18 protein-coding genes are annotated in these 18,606 nt (G+C 39.0%); 2 read left to right on the top strand and 16 right to left on the bottom strand.

The features are described 5' to 3' along the window. Window positions 1-16: 16 nt before the first annotated feature. Window positions 17-2,287 (bottom strand): inorganic phosphate transporter, encoded by a 2,271-nt coding sequence (locus tag G3I01_RS02040; protein ID WP_219550618.1) that lies wholly within the window; start codon window positions 2,285-2,287, stop codon window positions 17-19. 182 nt (window positions 2,288-2,469) lie between these two features. Between G3I01_RS02040 and G3I01_RS02045 the strand changes: the two genes are divergently transcribed. Both G3I01_RS02045 and G3I01_RS02050 read left to right on the top strand, forming a co-directional pair. Then, on the top strand, window positions 2,470-4,518 hold the full coding sequence (locus tag G3I01_RS02045; protein WP_219550619.1) for a thioredoxin domain-containing protein: 2,049 nt from the start codon (window positions 2,470-2,472) through the stop codon (window positions 4,516-4,518). A gap of 68 nt (window positions 4,519-4,586) precedes the next feature. Then, window positions 4,587-5,450 (top strand): mechanosensitive ion channel family protein, encoded by an 864-nt coding sequence (locus G3I01_RS02050; protein ID WP_219550620.1) that lies wholly within the window; start codon window positions 4,587-4,589, stop codon window positions 5,448-5,450. 3 nt (window positions 5,451-5,453) lie between these two features. Here G3I01_RS02050 and tsaB read toward each other — a convergent pair whose 3' ends face one another. The 15 genes from tsaB to cyoE all read right to left on the bottom strand — a co-directional run bounded on the left by tsaB (window position 5,454) and on the right by cyoE (window position 18,555). Beyond that, window positions 5,454-6,113, bottom strand: a complete 660-nt coding sequence (tsaB, locus tag G3I01_RS02055; RefSeq protein WP_219550621.1) for a tRNA (adenosine(37)-N6)-threonylcarbamoyltransferase complex dimerization subunit type 1 TsaB — start codon at window positions 6,111-6,113, stop codon at window positions 5,454-5,456. Window positions 6,114-6,124: 11 nt separating this feature from the next. Then, window positions 6,125-7,408: an efflux RND transporter periplasmic adaptor subunit gene (locus G3I01_RS02060; RefSeq protein ID WP_219550622.1), complete on the bottom strand. Its 1,284-nt coding sequence runs from the start codon at window positions 7,406-7,408 to the stop codon at window positions 6,125-6,127. A gap of 4 nt (window positions 7,409-7,412) precedes the next feature. After that, window positions 7,413-8,849, bottom strand: a complete 1,437-nt coding sequence (locus G3I01_RS02065) for a TolC family protein (protein ID WP_219550624.1) — start codon at window positions 8,847-8,849, stop codon at window positions 7,413-7,415. Window positions 8,850-8,910: 61 nt separating this feature from the next. Next, window positions 8,911-10,029 carry an efflux RND transporter periplasmic adaptor subunit gene (locus G3I01_RS02070; protein WP_219550625.1) on the bottom strand — a complete coding sequence of 373 codons (1,119 nt, stop codon included), beginning with the start codon at window positions 10,027-10,029 and terminating at the stop codon, window positions 8,911-8,913. Between the two features lie 25 nt (window positions 10,030-10,054). Then, on the bottom strand, window positions 10,055-11,317 hold the full coding sequence (locus tag G3I01_RS02075) for an ABC transporter permease (RefSeq protein WP_219550626.1): 1,263 nt from the start codon (window positions 11,315-11,317) through the stop codon (window positions 10,055-10,057). A 1-nt stretch (window position 11,318) separates the two neighbouring features. Further along, a complete protein-coding gene (locus G3I01_RS02080; protein ID WP_219550627.1) occupies window positions 11,319-12,563 on the bottom strand; it encodes an ABC transporter permease in 1,245 nt (414 codons plus the stop codon). Continuing rightward, complete coding sequence (locus G3I01_RS02085; RefSeq protein WP_219550628.1) at window positions 12,556-13,257, bottom strand: ABC transporter ATP-binding protein; 702 nt, start codon at window positions 13,255-13,257, stop codon at window positions 12,556-12,558. The genes G3I01_RS02080 and G3I01_RS02085 overlap by 8 nt, the downstream gene beginning before the upstream one ends. A gap of 125 nt (window positions 13,258-13,382) precedes the next feature. Further along, entirely contained in the window at window positions 13,383-13,622 is a 240-nt protein-coding gene (locus G3I01_RS02090) for a hypothetical protein (RefSeq protein WP_219550630.1), read from the bottom strand. 46 nt (window positions 13,623-13,668) lie between these two features. Continuing rightward, entirely contained in the window at window positions 13,669-14,208 is a 540-nt protein-coding gene (locus tag G3I01_RS02095) for a DUF420 domain-containing protein (protein ID WP_219550631.1), read from the bottom strand. Further along, on the bottom strand, window positions 14,205-14,939 hold the full coding sequence (locus tag G3I01_RS02100; protein WP_219550632.1) for an SCO family protein: 735 nt from the start codon (window positions 14,937-14,939) through the stop codon (window positions 14,205-14,207). Before G3I01_RS02100 ends, G3I01_RS02095 begins: the two co-directional genes overlap by 4 nt. A gap of 5 nt (window positions 14,940-14,944) precedes the next feature. Further along, window positions 14,945-15,589, bottom strand: coding sequence for a hypothetical protein (locus G3I01_RS02105; protein ID WP_219550633.1), 645 nt, complete (start codon window positions 15,587-15,589; stop codon window positions 14,945-14,947). Window positions 15,590-15,674: 85 nt separating this feature from the next. Further along, window positions 15,675-16,037 (bottom strand): cytochrome C oxidase subunit IV family protein, encoded by a 363-nt coding sequence (locus tag G3I01_RS02110; protein ID WP_219550634.1) that lies wholly within the window; start codon window positions 16,035-16,037, stop codon window positions 15,675-15,677. Between the two features lie 17 nt (window positions 16,038-16,054). Next, window positions 16,055-17,035: a cytochrome c oxidase subunit 3 gene (locus G3I01_RS02115; protein WP_219550636.1), complete on the bottom strand. Its 981-nt coding sequence runs from the start codon at window positions 17,033-17,035 to the stop codon at window positions 16,055-16,057. Window positions 17,036-17,080: 45 nt separating this feature from the next. Continuing rightward, window positions 17,081-17,662 carry a cytochrome c oxidase subunit 3 gene (locus G3I01_RS02120; RefSeq protein WP_219550638.1) on the bottom strand — a complete coding sequence of 194 codons (582 nt, stop codon included), beginning with the start codon at window positions 17,660-17,662 and terminating at the stop codon, window positions 17,081-17,083. Further along, window positions 17,653-18,555 (bottom strand): heme o synthase, encoded by a 903-nt coding sequence (gene cyoE, locus G3I01_RS02125; RefSeq protein WP_219550640.1) that lies wholly within the window; start codon window positions 18,553-18,555, stop codon window positions 17,653-17,655. Before cyoE ends, G3I01_RS02120 begins: the two co-directional genes overlap by 10 nt. Window positions 18,556-18,606 lie beyond the last annotated feature (51 nt).

An 18,606-nucleotide genomic window follows, 5' to 3' on the forward strand; every position in this document is an offset into this window, starting at 1 on the left:
AAGGGATTTTTTGTTTTTAATAAGTAGTTGTTCTGGCTTCGTTATAGAATTCCTGAAAAAGTTGCAGTAAACTCATGGTTGATCCAATAAGATCTTTTGTCTCCAGTAAAATCCCGAAATAAAGTTTTGTATTCTTCGGGCTGGATTCTGAAGTACGGATCCTTTGTATCTGTTTCTGAATAAGGTCACTTACATATTCCATAAGATCCTGCTTCTCGCTTAAAAGATTATCGATATTCCCGAATTCATGGTTATCGAAAGTTTCGGTGATCTCATCAAAAAGGATCTGCATCTTATCATCCACCTTTTTAAGATCCCGAATTTGATTGAATTTTAGATTCTTATGGTTATTATGTACGTGATTGTAACTGTTTCTGGTTATAAAGCCAATAGACTGAACCATGTCCTGTAAATGATCCAAAGTGAGTATATAGAATTTACTGGCTTCAACTGAGTCTTCATCTAGCGATTTAATGAAATAGAAGATATTATCTTTTAATTCATCTACCTCGGTCTCCAGTTTTTCTATCCTTTTATAATTCTTTTTCAGTTTACTTAGGTCGTAATAGCCTAACTGGTCTACTGTTTTAGAGTACATCTTGTTTATACCCCCAATCACATTCGAAATATTTTCAGAGGTTTCAGAGGTTATCTCATTGATCGTAATGATATCACTTTTTTTAAACCTTTTTCTGGTCTGCTCTTCTTTTGCTTTTCTGGAATGAATAATTCCGCTTCTAACCACAAGAACCAATGCAACAATAATAAGGACCGCCAGTGCGATGGCTCCCCCAAAATATATAATCGCACCAAAGATAGCGGCAGCGGTGAAGGCAACGATGGCAGTTACAAACCAGCCACCAATCACATTTAGAACTCCGGCAACCCTGTAAACAGCACTTTCCCTGTCCCAGGCCCTATCTGCCAGCGAAGTACCCATTGCTACCATAAAGGTCACGTAGGTAGTTGACAGCGGCAACTTCATATTTGTACCTATTGAAATCAAGACACTTGCTACCACTAGATTTACTGAAGCGCGTACCATATCGAAGGCAGGAGCATCAAATCTCTTACTCCTGGAATGGGCTGAAGGTTTATCAAATTTATTTTCGATCCTAGTCCGCATTCTCTCAGGTAGAACGGTGCTAATAGCATTCCCAAAAAGAACTGAATATCTTACAATTCCACGGGATAACCAGTTAGGCTCAAACCTTTCTACCGCATCCCCTTGCCTGGAAAGATTTATTCCGGTATCAACCACCGATCGTGCTTTACTGGAAAACCAAAGCGTAATTACCATAACCGCTCCAGCTGCGATCAAAAGTATTTCTGGGGTTGGGACGCTTCCGGAAAGGCCGGTCATGGAAAATTCTGAAGGTAAAACTCCGGTAGCTGCATTTGCCGTTTGCCAAAGATCAAAGGACTGCCAGGCAGCAATAGGAACTCCAATAAAATTCACCAGGTCATTTCCCGCGAAAGCCAGGGCTAATGCAAAGGTTCCTATGATAATGATAGTTCTTAGAATATTGATCTTTAAAACACTCATTAGAAACTGCGAGATTCCTGTAAATAGAACTAACCCAATAAGGACAATTAAGACCGTATGTGTATTTACATAGTCCATGGTTTCCTGAGAAATATAAGGAACACTCTTCATCCCTTTAATAAGGATAAAATAAAGGATAGCCGTTAGGGAGAGACCTCCAAAAATAGCTCCTACATATTTCATCTTTCTCTCAAACTGAAAGGAAAACACTAAACGGGAAACATACTGAACGATCGCTCCTATAAGGAAAGCGATCACTACCGCCATCAGAATACCTACGATGATCTCGGTTGCTTTGGCGGTATTTATATATTGCGTTAATGCAGCCAGATCGCCGTCTCCCTGTGTATATATTTTGATAGCTGCCATACAAACTGCGGCACCTAGCAATTCGAATACTATAGAAACGGTGGTAGAAGTAGGAAGCCCAAGGGAATTAAAAAAGTCTAGTAGTAATACATCAGTGATCATGACCGCCATAAAAATGATCATGATCTCTTCAAAATAAAATTGACCCGGCATAAAAATACCTTTACGAGCCACTTCCATCAATCCACTGGAGAATATCGCACCAACAGCTACTCCTATACTTGCGACTATCATGATGGTTCGCATAGAAACTGCTTTTGAACCTATAGCAGAATTTAGAAAATTGATAGCGTCATTGCTTACTCCAACCACCAAATCTGTAATCGCAAGGGCAAAAAGGGCCACTAGCATCACTATGTAAATATCTTCCATAAACAGATCAATTATCAACCAGCAAAATTGTTGTTTTTTCCATTAACCGGCTGAGCTTTAAAGTTATTAAAAGATTAATAATACAAAACCCATTTCAGTTTGCTTTGATATTATACTAATTTTAGGGTTTTCGGCTAGTTTTTGCCCTCTTTCCTCAATATCTTTAATTCTCAAACATTTATATGAGCCAGAAATCAGCAGAATACACCAATGATCTTATTCACGAAAGCAGTCCATATTTGCTTCAGCACGCTCACAATCCGGTGAACTGGAAGGCCTGGAATGATGCCGTTCTGGAGGAAGCGCAGGAAAAGAATAAACTGCTTTTAATAAGTGTGGGCTATTCAGCCTGCCACTGGTGTCATGTGATGGAACACGAGAGTTTTGAAGATGAAGCTGTGGCTGAGATCATGAACTCAAATTATGTTTGCATTAAAGTAGACCGGGAAGAAAGACCAGATATCGATCAGGTCTACATGAATGCAGTACAGGTAATGACGGGAATGGGTGGCTGGCCAATGAACGTTGTTGCCTTACCAGATGGTCGTCCAGTATGGGGAGGAACCTATTTCAGGAAAGAACAATGGAAGGATGCCTTAAAGCAGATTGCGCATTTATATAAAAATCAACCGGAAAAAATGATAGATTATGCTGATCAGCTTGAGAAGGGCTTACAGCAAATTCAAATCATCGAGCCTAATCAGGATTTAAATAGTTTTCATCGTGATTTTTTCATCCCTATTATTGAGAAATGGAAACGTTCCTTTGATTCTAAGAATGGAGGATATCAGAGATCACCAAAATTCATGATGCCTAATAATTTCGAATTCCTTATGAGATATGCTCATCAGAATTCAGACAAAGAATTGATGGAGCACTGTCTCCTAACTCTAGACAAGATCTCCTGGGGCGGCGTCTATGATCCAATAGAAGGTGGATTCTCCAGGTACTCGGTAGATGAAAGATGGCATGTTCCTCATTTTGAAAAGATGTTGTATGACAATGCACAATTGGTGCGGTTGTATTCCAAAGCCTATAAGATCACTAAAGATGACTGGTATAAAGAGGTGGTTGAAGATACCCTTAATTTTATCGCCAGTGAAATGACCGATCCTTCTAATGCATTTTATTCGGCGCTGGATGCAGACAGCGAGAACGATAAAGGCGTTAAAGAAGAAGGTGCGTATTATGTCTGGACCAAACCTCAATTGCAGGATATTCTAAAGGACGATTTTCAATTATTCTCTGAATATTATAATATCAACAACTACGGCAAGTGGGAAGAAAATAATTATGTCCTGATAAGAACAAAGAAAAGGGAGACTATCGCTTCTGAATTTGAAATCACTTTAGATGAATTGAAAAAGAGGATCCACGAATGTCATAAAAAACTCAAAAAAGAAAAATCCAAAAGGGAGAAACCAGGACTCGACGACAAATCGCTTACCTCCTGGAATGCGTTGATGATTAGCGGATATTGTGAAGCATATAAAGCCTTTGGAAAACGGGAATATCTAGAGGTCGCGGTTAATAGTGCCGGTTTCATACTAAAAAACCAAATCCAGAAAAACGGGCGTCTATACCATAGCTACAAGAACGGTAAAAGCAGCATAAATGGATATCTTGAAGACTATGCTTTTACGATCTCTGCATTTCTAGATCTTTATGAAACTACTTTCGATCTCAAATACCTGGAAAAATCTGAAGAACTTTTTGAAATAGTCCGTAAGGATTTCTACGATGAAACTTCAGAATTATACTTTTTCACCTCCGCTCAGGATAGGCCATTGGTAACAAAAACAATCGAGATCAGCGACAATGTTATCCCGGCCTCCAATTCAGAAATGGCAAAAAACCTGTTTCGGTTTGGAAAATTAACTGGTAATAACTCTCATGTTGAAAGAGCTGAAAAAATGCTTCATAATATCACAGATAAGATCCCTGAATATCCCCAATCACATTCCAACTGGCTGGACCTGATGATGAATTTCAGTTTTCCATTCTACGAAATTGCGATTACCGGTGAAAACTTTAAAAAAACAGCCCGTGTATTTCTGGAAAAATATCTGCCAAATACAGTTATAGCTGCCACAAATCTGGATTCAGACCTGGCGCTTTTAAAAGACAGATTGGTAAAAGGAAAAGATCTAATTTATATTTGTAAAGAAGGAAGTTGCCAGTTACCGGTAGAGAATGTATCGGACGCTATGCCACTGATCTCGGAAGTTTAACATAATTTAAACAGGAAATAAGCTCTATTTTTTTACAATTAGGGTTTAAAAATTAACTAACAAAAAATATGGAAAAGCTAAATGACTACAGGGATATCGCTAAAGAGTATGCTGGTAAATTCATAGATTATTTACCTACCTTACTTGGCGCTATTGTACTGTTACTCGTAGGTTTATGGGTTATTAAATTAATTGTAGGGTATCTTAGAAAGTTATTTGATAAAAAAGATTACGATCCTACACTGGAGAAATTCACGTTAAATGCGGCTAGCTGGGGCTTAAAGATCATATTATTTGTTCTGGTGATCACACAGCTGGGAGTTGAAAGTGCTTCGCTTGTAGCCGCGATTGGTGCTGCAGGTTTAGCAATTGGTCTGGCATTACAGGGATCACTTTCCAATCTTGCCGGTGGTGTACTTATTATAGTATTAAAACCCTTTAAAGTTGGTGACTGGATAGAAGCTCAGGGAGTATCTGGTAGCGTTGCAGAGATATCTCTTTTCTACACTAAGATCGATACCTTTGGGAACCAGCGTGCAGTCGTTCCTAACGGGCAACTAAGTAATGACAATATCATTAACTATAGCTTTAACGGTACCCGTAGAGAAAATCTTTCTTTCGGAATATCTTATGATGATGATATTAAGAAAGCTAAGGAAGTGCTTACTAATCTTGTAAAAGAACAAAAGGATATACTTACAGATCCCGCTCCTCAAGTACTGGTAGCAGAGCTAGGGGACAGTTCGGTCAATTTCTCAGTAAGATATTTCGCTCCAAATGCGGTATTCTGGGATATTCACTGGTACATGATCGAAGAAGGTAAAATAAGACTGGAAGAAGCAGGAATGACAATTCCATATCCACAAAGAGATGTTTATCTATATGATCAAACCAAGATGAAAGGTACTGAAAGAGAAAAACAGTCTGAGTAGATCTTAACCGGCAATAAAATCTTTTAAATAATAAGGTTCAAAATAAGCGACATCTTCGGTGTCGCTTTTTTGATGCTTTAATTCAGCGATTTCAACCATTTCCTTTGCTGAAGGATATTGCTGGGTATGGAAAACAGCATTAGGATGTTTGCAGACCTCCTCAAATTTCGCCACCCCATTTCCAATAAAATGCACCTTTGATTTTTCAAGATATTCAGCGAAAGCAAATTCATCAAGAACCTGGGCCTTAGTATCTCTAATTTGTTTAAGACCTGAATCGTAAACTGCAGAATACACTTCCATCCTTCTGGCATCGAGCATGGAAATAATAATTCCCTGGTCTCCCCTCAGCTTAGCCGCAAGTAGATCTAAAGTAGGTACTGAAATAAGTGGAATATCAAGAGAATAACAAAGTCCCTTGGCCGAGGAAACTCCAATTCTTAAACCGGTATAGGAACCGGGGCCTTTACTAATAGCGATGGCGTCAAGATCACGGGTAGAAAAACCAGCTTCTTTAAGTACTACGTTTATAAAAATGTGCAGTTTCTCAGCATGAGAATAGTTCTTACTATTATCTTCTTTCAAAGCCAACAGTTTGCCATCCTTCGCTAAGCCCACAGAACAATTCGTGGTCGCTGTCTCAAGACATAAAATAAGTGCCAAATCGCCTAAGTTTATTCAGTTTCCTTTTCCTCTTTTCCCTCTTCCTTCACCTCGATCTCGTCGCCGGAATCAAGGCTTTTGGTTACGGTACTGTATGGACCGGTGATGACCACATCCCCATCTACAAGACCTTTTGTGATCTCAATATGAGAGTCGTCCTGAATCCCGGTTTCTACGACGCGAAGTTTAGCTTTTTCCCCATCTTTTACAAATACACACTCAAACTTTTCTTCATTTTCATCCTCCTTCTTTATTTCAAAAGATTTTTTGGTTGAAGTGGTATCGCTTTTAATAACTATAGAACTAATAGGAACCCCTATCACATTCATTCTTTTATTGGTAATGATATCTACCGTAGCAGTCATTCCAGGTCTAAATGGTGAAAAATTCTCAGGCTTACCCTCCATCAGGTCTACATAAGATTCCTTTAGAATCCTAACCTTTACCTTGAAGTTGGTAACCTGATCTGTAGTAAGGGTATTATCTGCGGTATTAGAAATTTCGGTCACAACTCCCTTAAATTCTTTTCCTAAATAGGCATCCACCTCAACAATCGTGGAATCTCCAACTGATACCTTTACAATATCATTTTCATTTACATCTACCTCAACTTCCATGTTTTCCAAATTGGCCACACGAAGAATTTCAGTCCCTGCCATTTGCTGTGTTCCTACTACCCTCTCCCCTAATTCGGCATCCAGTTTAGAAATGGTCCCGGTCATAGGAGCGTAAATATTAGTACGGGAAAGGTTATCCTGAGCTTCGGTCACCGTAGCCGCACTACTCTGCATGCTGAAGTAGGCAGATTCCTTGTTAGCTTCTGCCATTTCGTAATTAGACACGATTCCATCCCATTCTGCCTTAGAGATCACACCTTTTTCGAAGAGCTTCTTGTTTCGGTTATAATCTGCTTCGGCCTGCTTAAGGTTGGCCTGAGTTTGGGCGTAATTGGCTTTAGAATTCTGATAACCAGCCCTAACCCTTTGAAGGCTGGACTGATAAATATCAGGATTGATCCTAACTAAAAGATCACCTTTCTCTACTGCCTGCCCTTCCACGACCGGCAACTCGATAATTTCTCCAGACACTTCAGAAGATAACTTTACCTCAACTTCAGGCTGAATTTTTCCGGTGGCTGAAACAGTTTCAGTAATATCGATTGGCTCTACCTGGGTGATCTCGACTTCCTTAACGTTTGCCGAGCCACCAAACCAACCTGCTTTTTTTCCTATTACCAATAAAACAACCAAGGCCAATATTACCCCAATGATGATGAAAAGTGTCTTTTTATTCATTTAATTAGAATTTTAAATCCCTTACTGGAATTCCAAAATATAGTTCAACTACTTTCACTTTGAAAATATAATCATATTTAGCTCTGAGAGCTTCTCTTTGTGTATTCTCATATCTGATCTTAGCCTGGCTAAAATCAAAGGCATTTGTTAAACCAACATCATAACGTTCTGTTGCATATTCAAAAGCCTTTGCTTGTGCTTCTGAAGCTACCAATGCCGCCTCATAAGCTTCAAACGCACCATTGGCATCTGTATACGCCTGGTACACATTTGCCTCAAGATCCAGCTCGGCCTGCTCCAATTGATATTCGGCACGCTTTACATTCACTTCATTTCTACGAACCTGGTTTCTTGTTGTAAAACCGTTCAAAATTGGCACATTCAACTGGAAACCATAAGTAATACCATCATTTATATATATCTGATCAAAGAATGGACGTGGTGGTCCCAGAACAGGAATGGTATTTCCTGTTAATACTTGCTGATTGGTTCCCTCAACAAATCCTATGGTACGTGTTGGATTATCAGGATCAACTTCTGTCCCTATAATTCTTTCCTGGCCGGTTTCCCTGGTATTATAATTAAAGAAGGCACTTAAAGTTGGCAAATATGCACCTTTAGAGATTTCAACATCCATTTCAGCCAATTTCTTATTTGCCTCTGCAATTCTGATCTCGGAGCGCTCTTCTTTTGCCTTTTCGATCACTTCATAAACTGAATTTTCAAGAATTTCATTTCCAAAAATATCATAATCTCTATCTACTATATCAAAATTCTGATAATCCTGGATCGCTAAGGTTTGCGCAAGACTGATCAAAGAGATCTGGATCTGGTTTTCAGCCAGGATCATTCTTTGCTTTTCATCAGCCATCGTTGCTCTAATCTCCAAAAGGTCTCCCTCCGGAAGAACTCCTGCGTCTACAAGATCCTGAGTTCTTCCAAGTTGTTCCTGGGTGATCTGGTTCTGAGCTCGCAAAACTTCCAGGTTCTGTTTATTAAAAAGCACCTGTAGATAAGCATCTGCAACAAAAAGCGCAATATCATCTTTCATTTTATCCAGTGAATACTGGTTGGATAGTTTTGAGATCTTTGCTCTTTGAAGTTGCTTGAAGTTCCTTAGACCGTCAAATAAGGTTAATCCCGCGGTAACCCCGGCAGAAAAGTTTCTAACGGTTTGATTTACAAGGATACCTGTGGTTGCACTTTGCGTTAAACCTGTATTCCAGGCATTGGTAGCCTGTGCATTTAAATTCGGAACAAAATTCCCGATCGCATCGCGTTTCTCTATATCTGAAAGCTCGACATCCAGCTCTGTTTGTTTAACCTGGATGTTATTTTCTAACGCGTAATTCACGCATTCTTCCAGAGTCCATTCCTTCTGCTGAGCAGTAAGAACGCTGGAAAAAAGCAATAGTGTGGCTAGTAAGCTAAAATTCTTCATAATATAATTCTGTAAGATATGTCTGTGAAATGTGCAGGTTGTTACACACTGAATAAAATTTCTAGTTCTGAGCAATATTCATCGCAGGTTTAATCTGGTTCCAAACTTTGATCTTGTCCCCTTTCTTCACCCCGCTTTTAACCTCAACGTTAATCCCGTCGCTCACACCTAGCTCAACATTTTGTTTTTTGAATTCCTGGTCACCCGTCATCACCTCAACAAAAGGTTCTTTGGTTTCAGGATCAAACTGAACCAGTGCCTCTTTAATTGCCAGAACACTATCTGCACGGGCAAGAATGATCGATGCATTGGCACTAAGACCTGCACGAATAAAAGTAGTATCGGCCTTGTCTAAAGTTCCTTTGATCTCAAATTGAATCGCACCATTATCCTCTACTCCCTTCGGAGCGATATAATCTAATACAGCATTAAAAGATTTATTCTCAATAGCACCTACAGTAACTTCTAGTGGTAAGTCTTCTTTGATCTTCCCTACTTCACTTTCGTCCACTTTACCTTCAAAGATCATTTCATTGACATCTGCCAGGGTGGCAATTGTAGTACCATCGTTGAAGTTATTGCTCTCAATTACCTGGTTTCCAGCTTTAACCGGCACATCCAGCACCATTCCTTCTACGGTAGATCTAATTAGAGTATTCGCCGCGCTACCAATCCCACTGGTAGTACCGGTTCTCACGATCTCATAATTCTGTTGTGCAGATCTGTAATTCTGCTCCGCCCTTTTATAACTAACTTCAGCTGCATCAAAATCATTGGCAGAGATCACTCCTTTATCATAAAGTTCTTTTTGTCTTTCAAAAACCTTCTTCTCATTATCCAGGTTGATCTTAGCAGTAGCCACATTATCTTTCGCACTTTGCAAAGAAGATACATTAGGGATCACCCTGATCTTAGCGATAAGGTCTCCGGCTTTGATGCGATCACCTGCTTCAATATAGATTTCATCGATAATTCCAGAAATGTTCGGCTTGATGAGAACCTCTTCTTTAGGAACAATCTTTCCTGTGGCAACAGTCTTCTTAATAATAGTCTGTTCAGTAGGTTCTTCGGTCTCATAAACAACCGGATCCTCCTGGTTCTTCTGATATAAATAGTATAATGCCCCAACAAAGGTCACGGCGATAAATACTAAAATTCCGATGGTTACAAATTTTTTCATTTTTTGATTGTATTAGTGTTAAATATTACTCAGTTCTCAAGGCATCTACAGGTTTCACTTTTATAGCCTGCTGCGCCGGGATAAGTCCGGCCAGTAAACCGGAAATAATTAAAATTGATAAAGCGACCATTACTACTCCAAGGTTTACTGAAGGATTAAGGAACATCATTTCTGAAGTATCCATCTGGCTCAATTGTAAATTCACCAGCCAGATCACTCCGGTAGCCAGGATAATACCTGCCATCCCAGAAATAATGGTTAGGAAAATAGATTCCATAAGGATCTGTCCTCTTATAGACCATGGTGTGGCACCAAGTGCACGGCGTACCCCAATTTCATTGGTTCGCTCCTTAACTACGATCAACATTATATTACTAATCCCGATAATTCCTGATAGAAGCACCAGTACACCCACGAAATAGGCTACCGCTTTAAGCGCTATAAAAAGTCCGTTCACCTTGCTATATTCCTGATAAAGGTCAAAATTCCCTACGGCCCTGTCATCCTCAGGATGTATGGTATGACGGCTTTTTACTATTTCTATGATATCATTTTTCAAATTGGTAATGGAATTACCATCTTTCGCGGTAATAGCCATCCAGCCTACTTCATTTCCGCGATTAAAAGCCTGCGAAAAAGCTGTGAAAGGCACATAAATTTCCTTCTGACCTTCTTCTGCATCACCACCCTGGCTTTTTTTCTTGTAAGTACCTATCACCATGAAATTAACCCCGTTGATCTTAATATAGGTTCCAAGCGGATCTTCTCCAATTTCGTAAAGTGCGGTTTTCACCCCTTCACCAATGATGGCAACCTTGCGTTTTTCATTGATATCAGAATAGTTCAAAAACCTTCCAGAAGTGATATCCATGGGTTCCTGCTGAATAATCTCAGGATAATCTCCGTAGACATTAAATGCCCCGGTATTCAAACCACGAACTACATTGTTCGCTCCACCAAAACCTCCAAGTTGATTTCTTGGGGATACAAATCTAAGCCCAGGCACCTGGCCCTTTATCGCGGTTACATCATCAATTTCGAAATTGTAACGCCTTCCTTTAGGCATGCCTTTATATGGTTTTGAAGCCACCTGGGTCCACATGAACATAGTGTTGGTAGCTATACCACTAAACCCCTGTTTAACGCCATTTTCCAGGCCCTTACCTGCAGCCAGGAGAATTACAAGGATAAAGATACCCCATAGTACTCCAAATGCCGTAAGCACAGTTCTAAACCAATTTGAGGTCAGCGCCTCTATAATTTCACTCCAACGATCTCTACTAAACATATTATTCGTCTCTTAAAGCGGTTATAGGTTTAATTCTTGCTGCACGCCATGCCGGGAAGAAGCCGGCAACTGCTCCTGCTATAACAAGTATTACCACTGTATTTATAGCTACAGTAAAGTTCACGGTAGGATTATAGATATATTGGGTTTCGATTGCAGGCCCAATAAACTCCAATAGAGTCAAACTAAAGATTAGTCCTGCAAAACCTGCTATTGCTGTGACAAAAATGGATTCATGAAGAATCATTCCAATGATGCTTAATGGCTGAGCGCCCAGAGCTTTTCTAATTCCTATCTCCCTGGTTCTTTCTTTTACGATAATGAGCATAATATTACTTACTCCAACGACGCCTGCTATAATTGTACAGATCCCTACGCCCCAGAAGAAATATTTAATCATATCCATAAGTGTAAAGAACCTCTTGGCATTTTCCAGACTATTATTAATATGAATAGCACTATTGTCATCTGGAGCTACTGTATGTCTTGATTTTAAAAACTCACTTAATTCAGTTGAGAACTGAGTGGAAACTGCTACTGCTTCATCAAAACTATCTTCAGGCTTTAAAGTGATATAGAGCCTATCTATATTGTTTCCGCCGCCAAAAGCCTTCTGTGCTGTAGTAATTGGAATTACTGCCCTGGATTCCTCTCTTTCTCCACCCGGGTCTGTATAAACCCCAACTACTTTAAAGTTCACTCCAGAAACCTGAACCATTTTTCCAATTGGATCTTCATCTTTAAACAGATCGAGTTTCATTCTGTGCCCAATCACCATGGTTTTTTCAGAATTATCGATATCGTTCATATCGATAAACCTTCCTGAAGTCAACGAAATATTTTCTAATTCCTGGTAAGCAGGGAAAGTTCCCCTTACATCGTATGAACCATTTTCCTTTCCATAGGAAAGAACAAATCCCCAATTTTGATAGGTCGAAGCTGTTTTATCGATTTTGTCACCATAAAGCAATAAAATCTGGTTAAAGTCTTCGTTCTTCATCTGGATACGCCGGCCCGGGTTAAGACCCTTATATTCTACAGAGGTAACTCCAGGCCAAACAAAAATTAAGTTGGAAGCATCCTGTTCAAACTCACGGGAAATACCATTACGCATTCCTTCACCTATACCCAGTAACACTACCAGGATAAATATCCCTGAAGCTACAGAAAGACCAGTTAGAAACGTGCGTAATTTGTTCTTCCGAATAGTTTCAAAGATCTCTTCCCATCTGTCTAAATCAAACATTTTCCAACGCTCTTACCTGTGAAACTACGGTATCCTCTATTATAACACCATCCTTAAGATTAACGATCCTTTTGGTCATCTGGGCGATGTCGTGTTCATGGGTTACCACAAGAATGGTACGTCCTTCGTCATTGATCTCCTGAATAAGATCCATCACTTCATAAGAAGTCTTGGTATCTAAAGCTCCTGTGGGCTCATCTGCAAGCAAAACTTTTGGATCGCTCGCCAGGGCTCTGGCGATAGCTACTCTCTGTTTTTGACCTCCTGAAAGTTCATTAGGTAAATGTCCAGACCAGTCGGCCAGACCAACCTTTTCCAGGTAACTCATCGCCTTGTCTGTTCTTTCACCGCGAGATAGACCCTGATAATATAATGGCAAAGCCACATTATCGAGTGCAGTCTTGTACCCTATAAGGTTAAACGACTGAAAAATAAAGCCCAGGAATTTATTACGGTATTTCGCTGCAATTTTCTCGTTAAGATTCTTGATAGGCACACCATCGAGGATATAAGAGCCTTCATCAGCCTCATCCAGCATCCCAAGAATATTAAGTAAGGTTGATTTTCCGGATCCTGAAGATCCCATAATGGATAGCAATTCGCCCTCGGCGACACTAAAGTTGATCCCTTTTAACACGTGCAATGAATTGGCACCCATTTTATAGGACTTGTGAAGATTAGAAATTTCAATCATGATTGATGGTTATTAAACAGGAAAATGACTCCCTATTTAATAAGACTGATGAAAAAATGAAATGTTACAGTTTTTTTAGTAAAAACTATAATTTCTTAACCTAAACTTTACAAATGACCGTAGGTTTAGGGTGCTTTTGGCTTATTTTTTCTGGATCTGTAAATAAAGTAGCCAACTCCCCCAATTAACAAATAGGGAAATATCATTAGATAGATAATACCATCGTTAATACCTTTAGCTGTACTCTGGTCTGCTTCACTTTCCAGTACAGCACGACACATTGAGCATTGGGCCTGGGCCAACTCAGGTAAAAACAAAAGAATCGTAAAGATTAATAAAATGTATTTAATATTATTTCTCTTCATTACCCTCTAATTTAACTGGCTCAAAATTAATTAATTATGATGAATTTTAATAATATGGCATCATAAATAAAAACACCATCACTCCGGTTACAGCAACATATAACCAAATTGGAAAGGTCCATCGAGCTATTTTGGAATGTTTTTTATATTGACCGCTTAGCCCCCTGTACATAGTAAAAAGCACCAAAGGCACTATAATTCCTGATAAGACAATATGGGTTATAAGAATAAAGAAATATACATATCTAAGCATACCATCACCACCGTAAGGCACAGGCTCGTTACTTATCTTAGAAAGCACATAACTAACCAGAAAGATTGCCGAAAGACCAAAAGCTGTGATCATAGTATTCCTGTGCTGAACATATTTTTCAGCTTTCATGAAGAAATAACCGACTATTAACAAGATCGCTGTTAGAAAATTAAGGATTCCATGGAATAATGGAAAGGTCATGGAGTCTGTACCAAAAATATTATATCGCTCTGGCAATAACATTAATACCAAGACGATCACAGGCACAGCGATAGACAAGGCAATTATCACCGGCACTGCTATTTTATCTGAACTTTTTAAAGCGGTCTTCACAGTAATTTCTTTATATCTTCTATTAATATTTCAATTTGCGGACCTTCTTCCCCTTTAGCCAAGCTTTTATCTCTTTCAACTGAACCACGATAATATATTAACGGATTCCCAAACTGATCTTTTCTAGATCTTATATAACCATCCTGGTCTACCAGCGCAAACATTCCCTGGTGAGCAAAACCTCCAGCGGCATTAGCATCTTCACCTGCATATAATCCGAAGCCCTGATTCGCTAAAGCATATATTTTTTCCCTGTCCCCGGTCATAAGATTCCAGTTAGTGCCATCAATTCCATAATTATCTGCATATTCAGACAGAACTTCTGGAGTATCATGAGAAGGATCTATAGAGAAAGATGCAATTCCAAAATCTTTCTCTCCTTTTAATTCCTGCTGGATCTCTACAAGATTCTTATTCATGATAGGGCAAATCGTAGGGCAGGTAGTAAAGAAGAACTCTACCAGGTAAACCTTACCATCATAATCTTCGTTAGAGATGGTATCACCATTTTGATTTATAAATTCAAATTGCGGAGCCTTTTTCTTTTCACCATCTAAAACAATATAAGAAAGCGGCTCACCCTTATCCTTTGTAGATTTCTCCCTTTTCTGATTCAACCTGTCTGAAGAAACCACTTCATCATCATTTATCCTATCAATTATCTTGGGTATAAAGATTATTCCGAAAATTAGAATAACAAGTGAAATACCTACGTATGAATAATTTTTCATTTCTATTATTTCTTTCGTTCAGGATTGTTCTTTTTCAAAGCAAGACGATATTCGGCCAATATCACTTTTACATCATCATTCATTTTATTGTTAAGCTCTGCCACATCCCTTGAATCATACCCATAAACCTTTCCATATTCCTCATCATCATCTCTTCCGCGAAGATTGCCAGATTTATCAACAATGAATACATAAGGAGTATGACCGCTTTTATCCAATTTATGGGGAGTCTGGAAGCTTGCAAATACTTTCTGAATATCTTGAAGATCTGAATAAGCTATTTTCCACTTGGAAGATTCACTGATCTTTTTGAACTCTTCAACAAATTCACTGGTTTCATCTTTGGCATCCTTAGGCAGGATAATCACGAATTGAAAATCATCGAAGTCGTAATATTTCTCCAGTATCTTTTTATCTAAATTAAAGGTGTTTCCCTTGATATTTTCAAGATCTGAGCCGAAGAAGGCGACTACACTTATATGATCTTTAAAGCTGATGGGGTCTCCCGTGTTAGATTCAAAGGAGGTGATATCCTGAACATTTTCAGTAAGAACAGGTAATTTGGCAAAATTGTTCTTTCCAGAGGCAAAAAACAAATATGCAGTGATCGGCAGGGCGAACAGAATTCCTAGTACCAGAAACTTTTTCATAAGCAGAAAAACCAGTTTTGCAAGGGGGTACAAAAATAAAAAGACGGTTTAACAAAACCGTCTTTTCCAATGCTTTTAACTTTTGTTAAAAATCCCAGGCAACGTGCCCGCTTCTATAAACATCGTGTATATATCCACCTTCAGTAAGAAGGATAAATATCAAATAGGAAATCAAAAAGATCGATGTCCATACGATTGCTCTTCTTAGGCCTTTAGTTTCGTGCTCCAGGTGCATGAAAGCCCATGCAATATAATATGCTTTATAAATTGTTAGGATTATAAAGATCCAGTTAAGTAATCTCATCCCTAAAAGGAAAGTATCTGTTAAGAATGCTGGTTTAAGTATTCCAAAGACAACCTCTACAATTGTTACTACCGAAAGTATTGCGAAAACTGTCCAGATCCTTTTAGTTGCTGATCCGTGTTGATGCGTAGTATCGTGAGCCATAATAAATTATTTCTGAATTATACCAGGTAAAAGAATGTAAATACAAATACCCAAACAAGGTCTACAAAGTGCCAGTAAAGACCAACTTTTTCAACCATCTCGTAACTTCCACGTCTATCATAAGTTCCTATGATCACGTTAAAGAAAATAATGATATTTATGATCACACCAGAAAATACGTGGAAACCGTGGAAACCTGTAATAAAGAAAAAGAAGTCTGCAAATAACGGAGCTCCATATTCATTTTGAACCAGGTTAGCACCTTCTACGGTTCCAATAGCTTCGTTATTAAGTTTCATTAATGATTCCTCTCTGGAAAGAATGGTTTTAGAACCATCCTCTGCCAATTGTTGAGTTCTAATAAGAAGATCTTCATTCTGGATAAATCCTGCTTTCACTTCATCAAGACTATATGTTGGAAGGTCTTTACCAGTGTCAAACCAGATACCATTATTGCTTTCATGCTCAACTCTGTCTCCAGCGATAGGCACTGCAATTTCCGAAAGAGCTACACGCTCACCTTCTCCATCTATGAACTGAAGAATATTACCACCTTTGGTTGTAACAGCTCCATATTCTCCACTAATAAAGTTTTTCCATTCCCATGCCTGAGACCCTACGAAAACGAGACCACCAATAATGGTAAGGAACATATAAATTGTAACCTTTCCTTTCTTCATATGGTGACCGGCATCTACCGCTAGTACCATAGTTACCGAAGAAAAAATAAGGATAAATGTCATCAATGCCACGTAGTACATTGGAGCGTCTACTCCATGTAAAAACGGGAAGTGGGTGAACACCTCATCTGCGATTGGCCATGAATCGATGAATTTAAATCTTGAAAAACCGTAAGCGGCAAGGAATCCTGAAAATGTCAAAGCATCGGAAAGGATGAAAAACCACATCATCATTTTTCCGTAACTTGCTTTTAGTGGTTCATTACCACCACCCCAGGTTTTTCCTTCTGTGCCTGTTCTAACGACAGTCGCCTCCATAGAAGTATTTTAATGTTAAAGGATGCGCAAAAATACGCATTTTTATTATCTATAGAAATAGAAAAACAAAATCAAAAATATCCAAAGCGCATCTACAAAATGCCAGAAAGTCTCACCGAGCTCAAACCCAAGCATTTGCCCCACTTTGTAACGTTGTTTAAAATGGTTATAAATTAGAACCAGAAGTACAATTATACCTGCCATAAGGTGCGCTAAGTGCACACATACAAGGATATATATAAAGGAAGTGGTCACGGTACTTTCTGCTCCTGTAAACCAATATCCCTGACTTAAAATATCACTAAATCCATAAAATTGAAAGACGATAAAGAGGATCGCCAGGATCAAAGTACCTATTAAAAACGCACTCGCATTTTTTCTGTTTCCGCTCAGGATCATCCTTTTACTCAAATAAAGCGTAAAACTACTGGCTATGATCACGATCGTACTCCAGAGAAAAGCCATGGGTAGCTCGAAGTCATTCAACCAGTCTGGCCTGTTCTTACTAACTACATAAGCACTGGTAAGCCCGGCAAATGTCATGGTCATACTTACAATCCCAAACCAGAGCATCATTTTCTTTGCCCGGCCACGTTTCTTTTCGTCAGATCCCTGAGTTAAATCCATTGTCTAATAAATTTATCTAATACGTATACAATCTGCAACAGTGTGATATAGGAAACACTGGCAAACATTAATTTTTTAGCAGCCTCAGCTGTCTTTTCCTTAAATAATCTAATCGCGTAATAAAGCATACCTAATCCTAATACAAGGATAATAACGCCCGATACCGGTGTGAGATAAAGTTTACCGGTTACTCCAAACACCGGGATCAAAGAAACCAATATGGTCCAGCAGGTATAAAGAATTACCTGGATCGCAGTCCCGCGGTCACGCTTCCCTGTTGGCAGCATAAAGAAGCCACCTTTTTTATAATCATCGAATAACCACCAGCCAATAGCCCAGAAATGCGGAAATTGCCAGAAGAACTGTATCATGAACAAAGTACCCGGCTCAATACTGAATTTACCCGTTGCGGCTACCCATCCTAACATAAAAGGAATAGCTCCTGGAAATGCCCCTACAAAAACCGAAAGTGGAGTTTTGGTTTTTAATGGGGTATATATACTTACGTATAAAAATATACTTATCGCACCGAACATCGCTGTTTTCGGATTGATCACATAAAGCACCACCAAACCTAAAACAGTAAATATACTGGCAATAGTAAAGGCTACAGTATTGGTCATTCTACCAGCAGGTAAAGGCCTGTTCTTGGTCCTATCCATCAAGGCATCAAGATTCTTTTCAATGATCTGGTTATAGGCATTGGAAGCTCCTACCATCAGGTAACCGCCAATAGCCAACAAAGTGACCACTACAAAATCTATATTATCTGCGCCTAAAAAATAACCTGCAACAGAGGAAAAGACTACGCTAATAGCAAGCCTCATCTTTGTAATTTCCTTAAAATCTGACAGAATGGAAGCGCTGGAAGTATGTACGCGTGTGTTGCTCAAAAAAAGCTTTTTTTTAACTGGCGCAAAGATACTCCTTAATTAGGTTTTAAC

Origin of the sequence: Gramella sp. MT6 (assembly GCF_019357415.1) — a bacterium.
Classification (GTDB): domain Bacteria; phylum Bacteroidota; class Bacteroidia; order Flavobacteriales; family Flavobacteriaceae; genus Christiangramia.

Coding starts and splice junctions, on each gene's coding strand:
- G3I01_RS02110 (WP_219550634.1), bottom strand. CDS start 16,037: ATGGCTCACGATACTACGCATCAACACGGATCAGCAACTAAAAGGATC.
- G3I01_RS02100 (WP_219550632.1), bottom strand. CDS start 14,939: ATGAAAAATTATTCATACGTAGGTATTTCACTTGTTATTCTAATTTTC.
- G3I01_RS02045 (WP_219550619.1), top strand. CDS start 2,470: ATGAGCCAGAAATCAGCAGAATACACCAATGATCTTATTCACGAAAGC.
- G3I01_RS02050 (WP_219550620.1), top strand. CDS start 4,587: ATGGAAAAGCTAAATGACTACAGGGATATCGCTAAAGAGTATGCTGGT.
- G3I01_RS02065 (WP_219550624.1), bottom strand. CDS start 8,849: ATGAAGAATTTTAGCTTACTAGCCACACTATTGCTTTTTTCCAGCGTT.
- G3I01_RS02080 (WP_219550627.1), bottom strand. CDS start 12,563: ATGTTTGATTTAGACAGATGGGAAGAGATCTTTGAAACTATTCGGAAG.
- G3I01_RS02075 (WP_219550626.1), bottom strand. CDS start 11,317: ATGTTTAGTAGAGATCGTTGGAGTGAAATTATAGAGGCGCTGACCTCA.
- G3I01_RS02040 (WP_219550618.1), bottom strand. CDS start 2,287: ATGGAAGATATTTACATAGTGATGCTAGTGGCCCTTTTTGCCCTTGCG.
- G3I01_RS02070 (WP_219550625.1), bottom strand. CDS start 10,029: ATGAAAAAATTTGTAACCATCGGAATTTTAGTATTTATCGCCGTGACC.
- G3I01_RS02105 (WP_219550633.1), bottom strand. CDS start 15,589: ATGAAAAAGTTTCTGGTACTAGGAATTCTGTTCGCCCTGCCGATCACT.
- G3I01_RS02090 (WP_219550630.1), bottom strand. CDS start 13,622: ATGAAGAGAAATAATATTAAATACATTTTATTAATCTTTACGATTCTT.
- G3I01_RS02115 (WP_219550636.1), bottom strand. CDS start 17,035: ATGGAGGCGACTGTCGTTAGAACAGGCACAGAAGGAAAAACCTGGGGT.
- G3I01_RS02085 (WP_219550628.1), bottom strand. CDS start 13,257: ATGATTGAAATTTCTAATCTTCACAAGTCCTATAAAATGGGTGCCAAT.
- G3I01_RS02060 (WP_219550622.1), bottom strand. CDS start 7,408: ATGAATAAAAAGACACTTTTCATCATCATTGGGGTAATATTGGCCTTG.
- G3I01_RS02120 (WP_219550638.1), bottom strand. CDS start 17,662: ATGGATTTAACTCAGGGATCTGACGAAAAGAAACGTGGCCGGGCAAAG.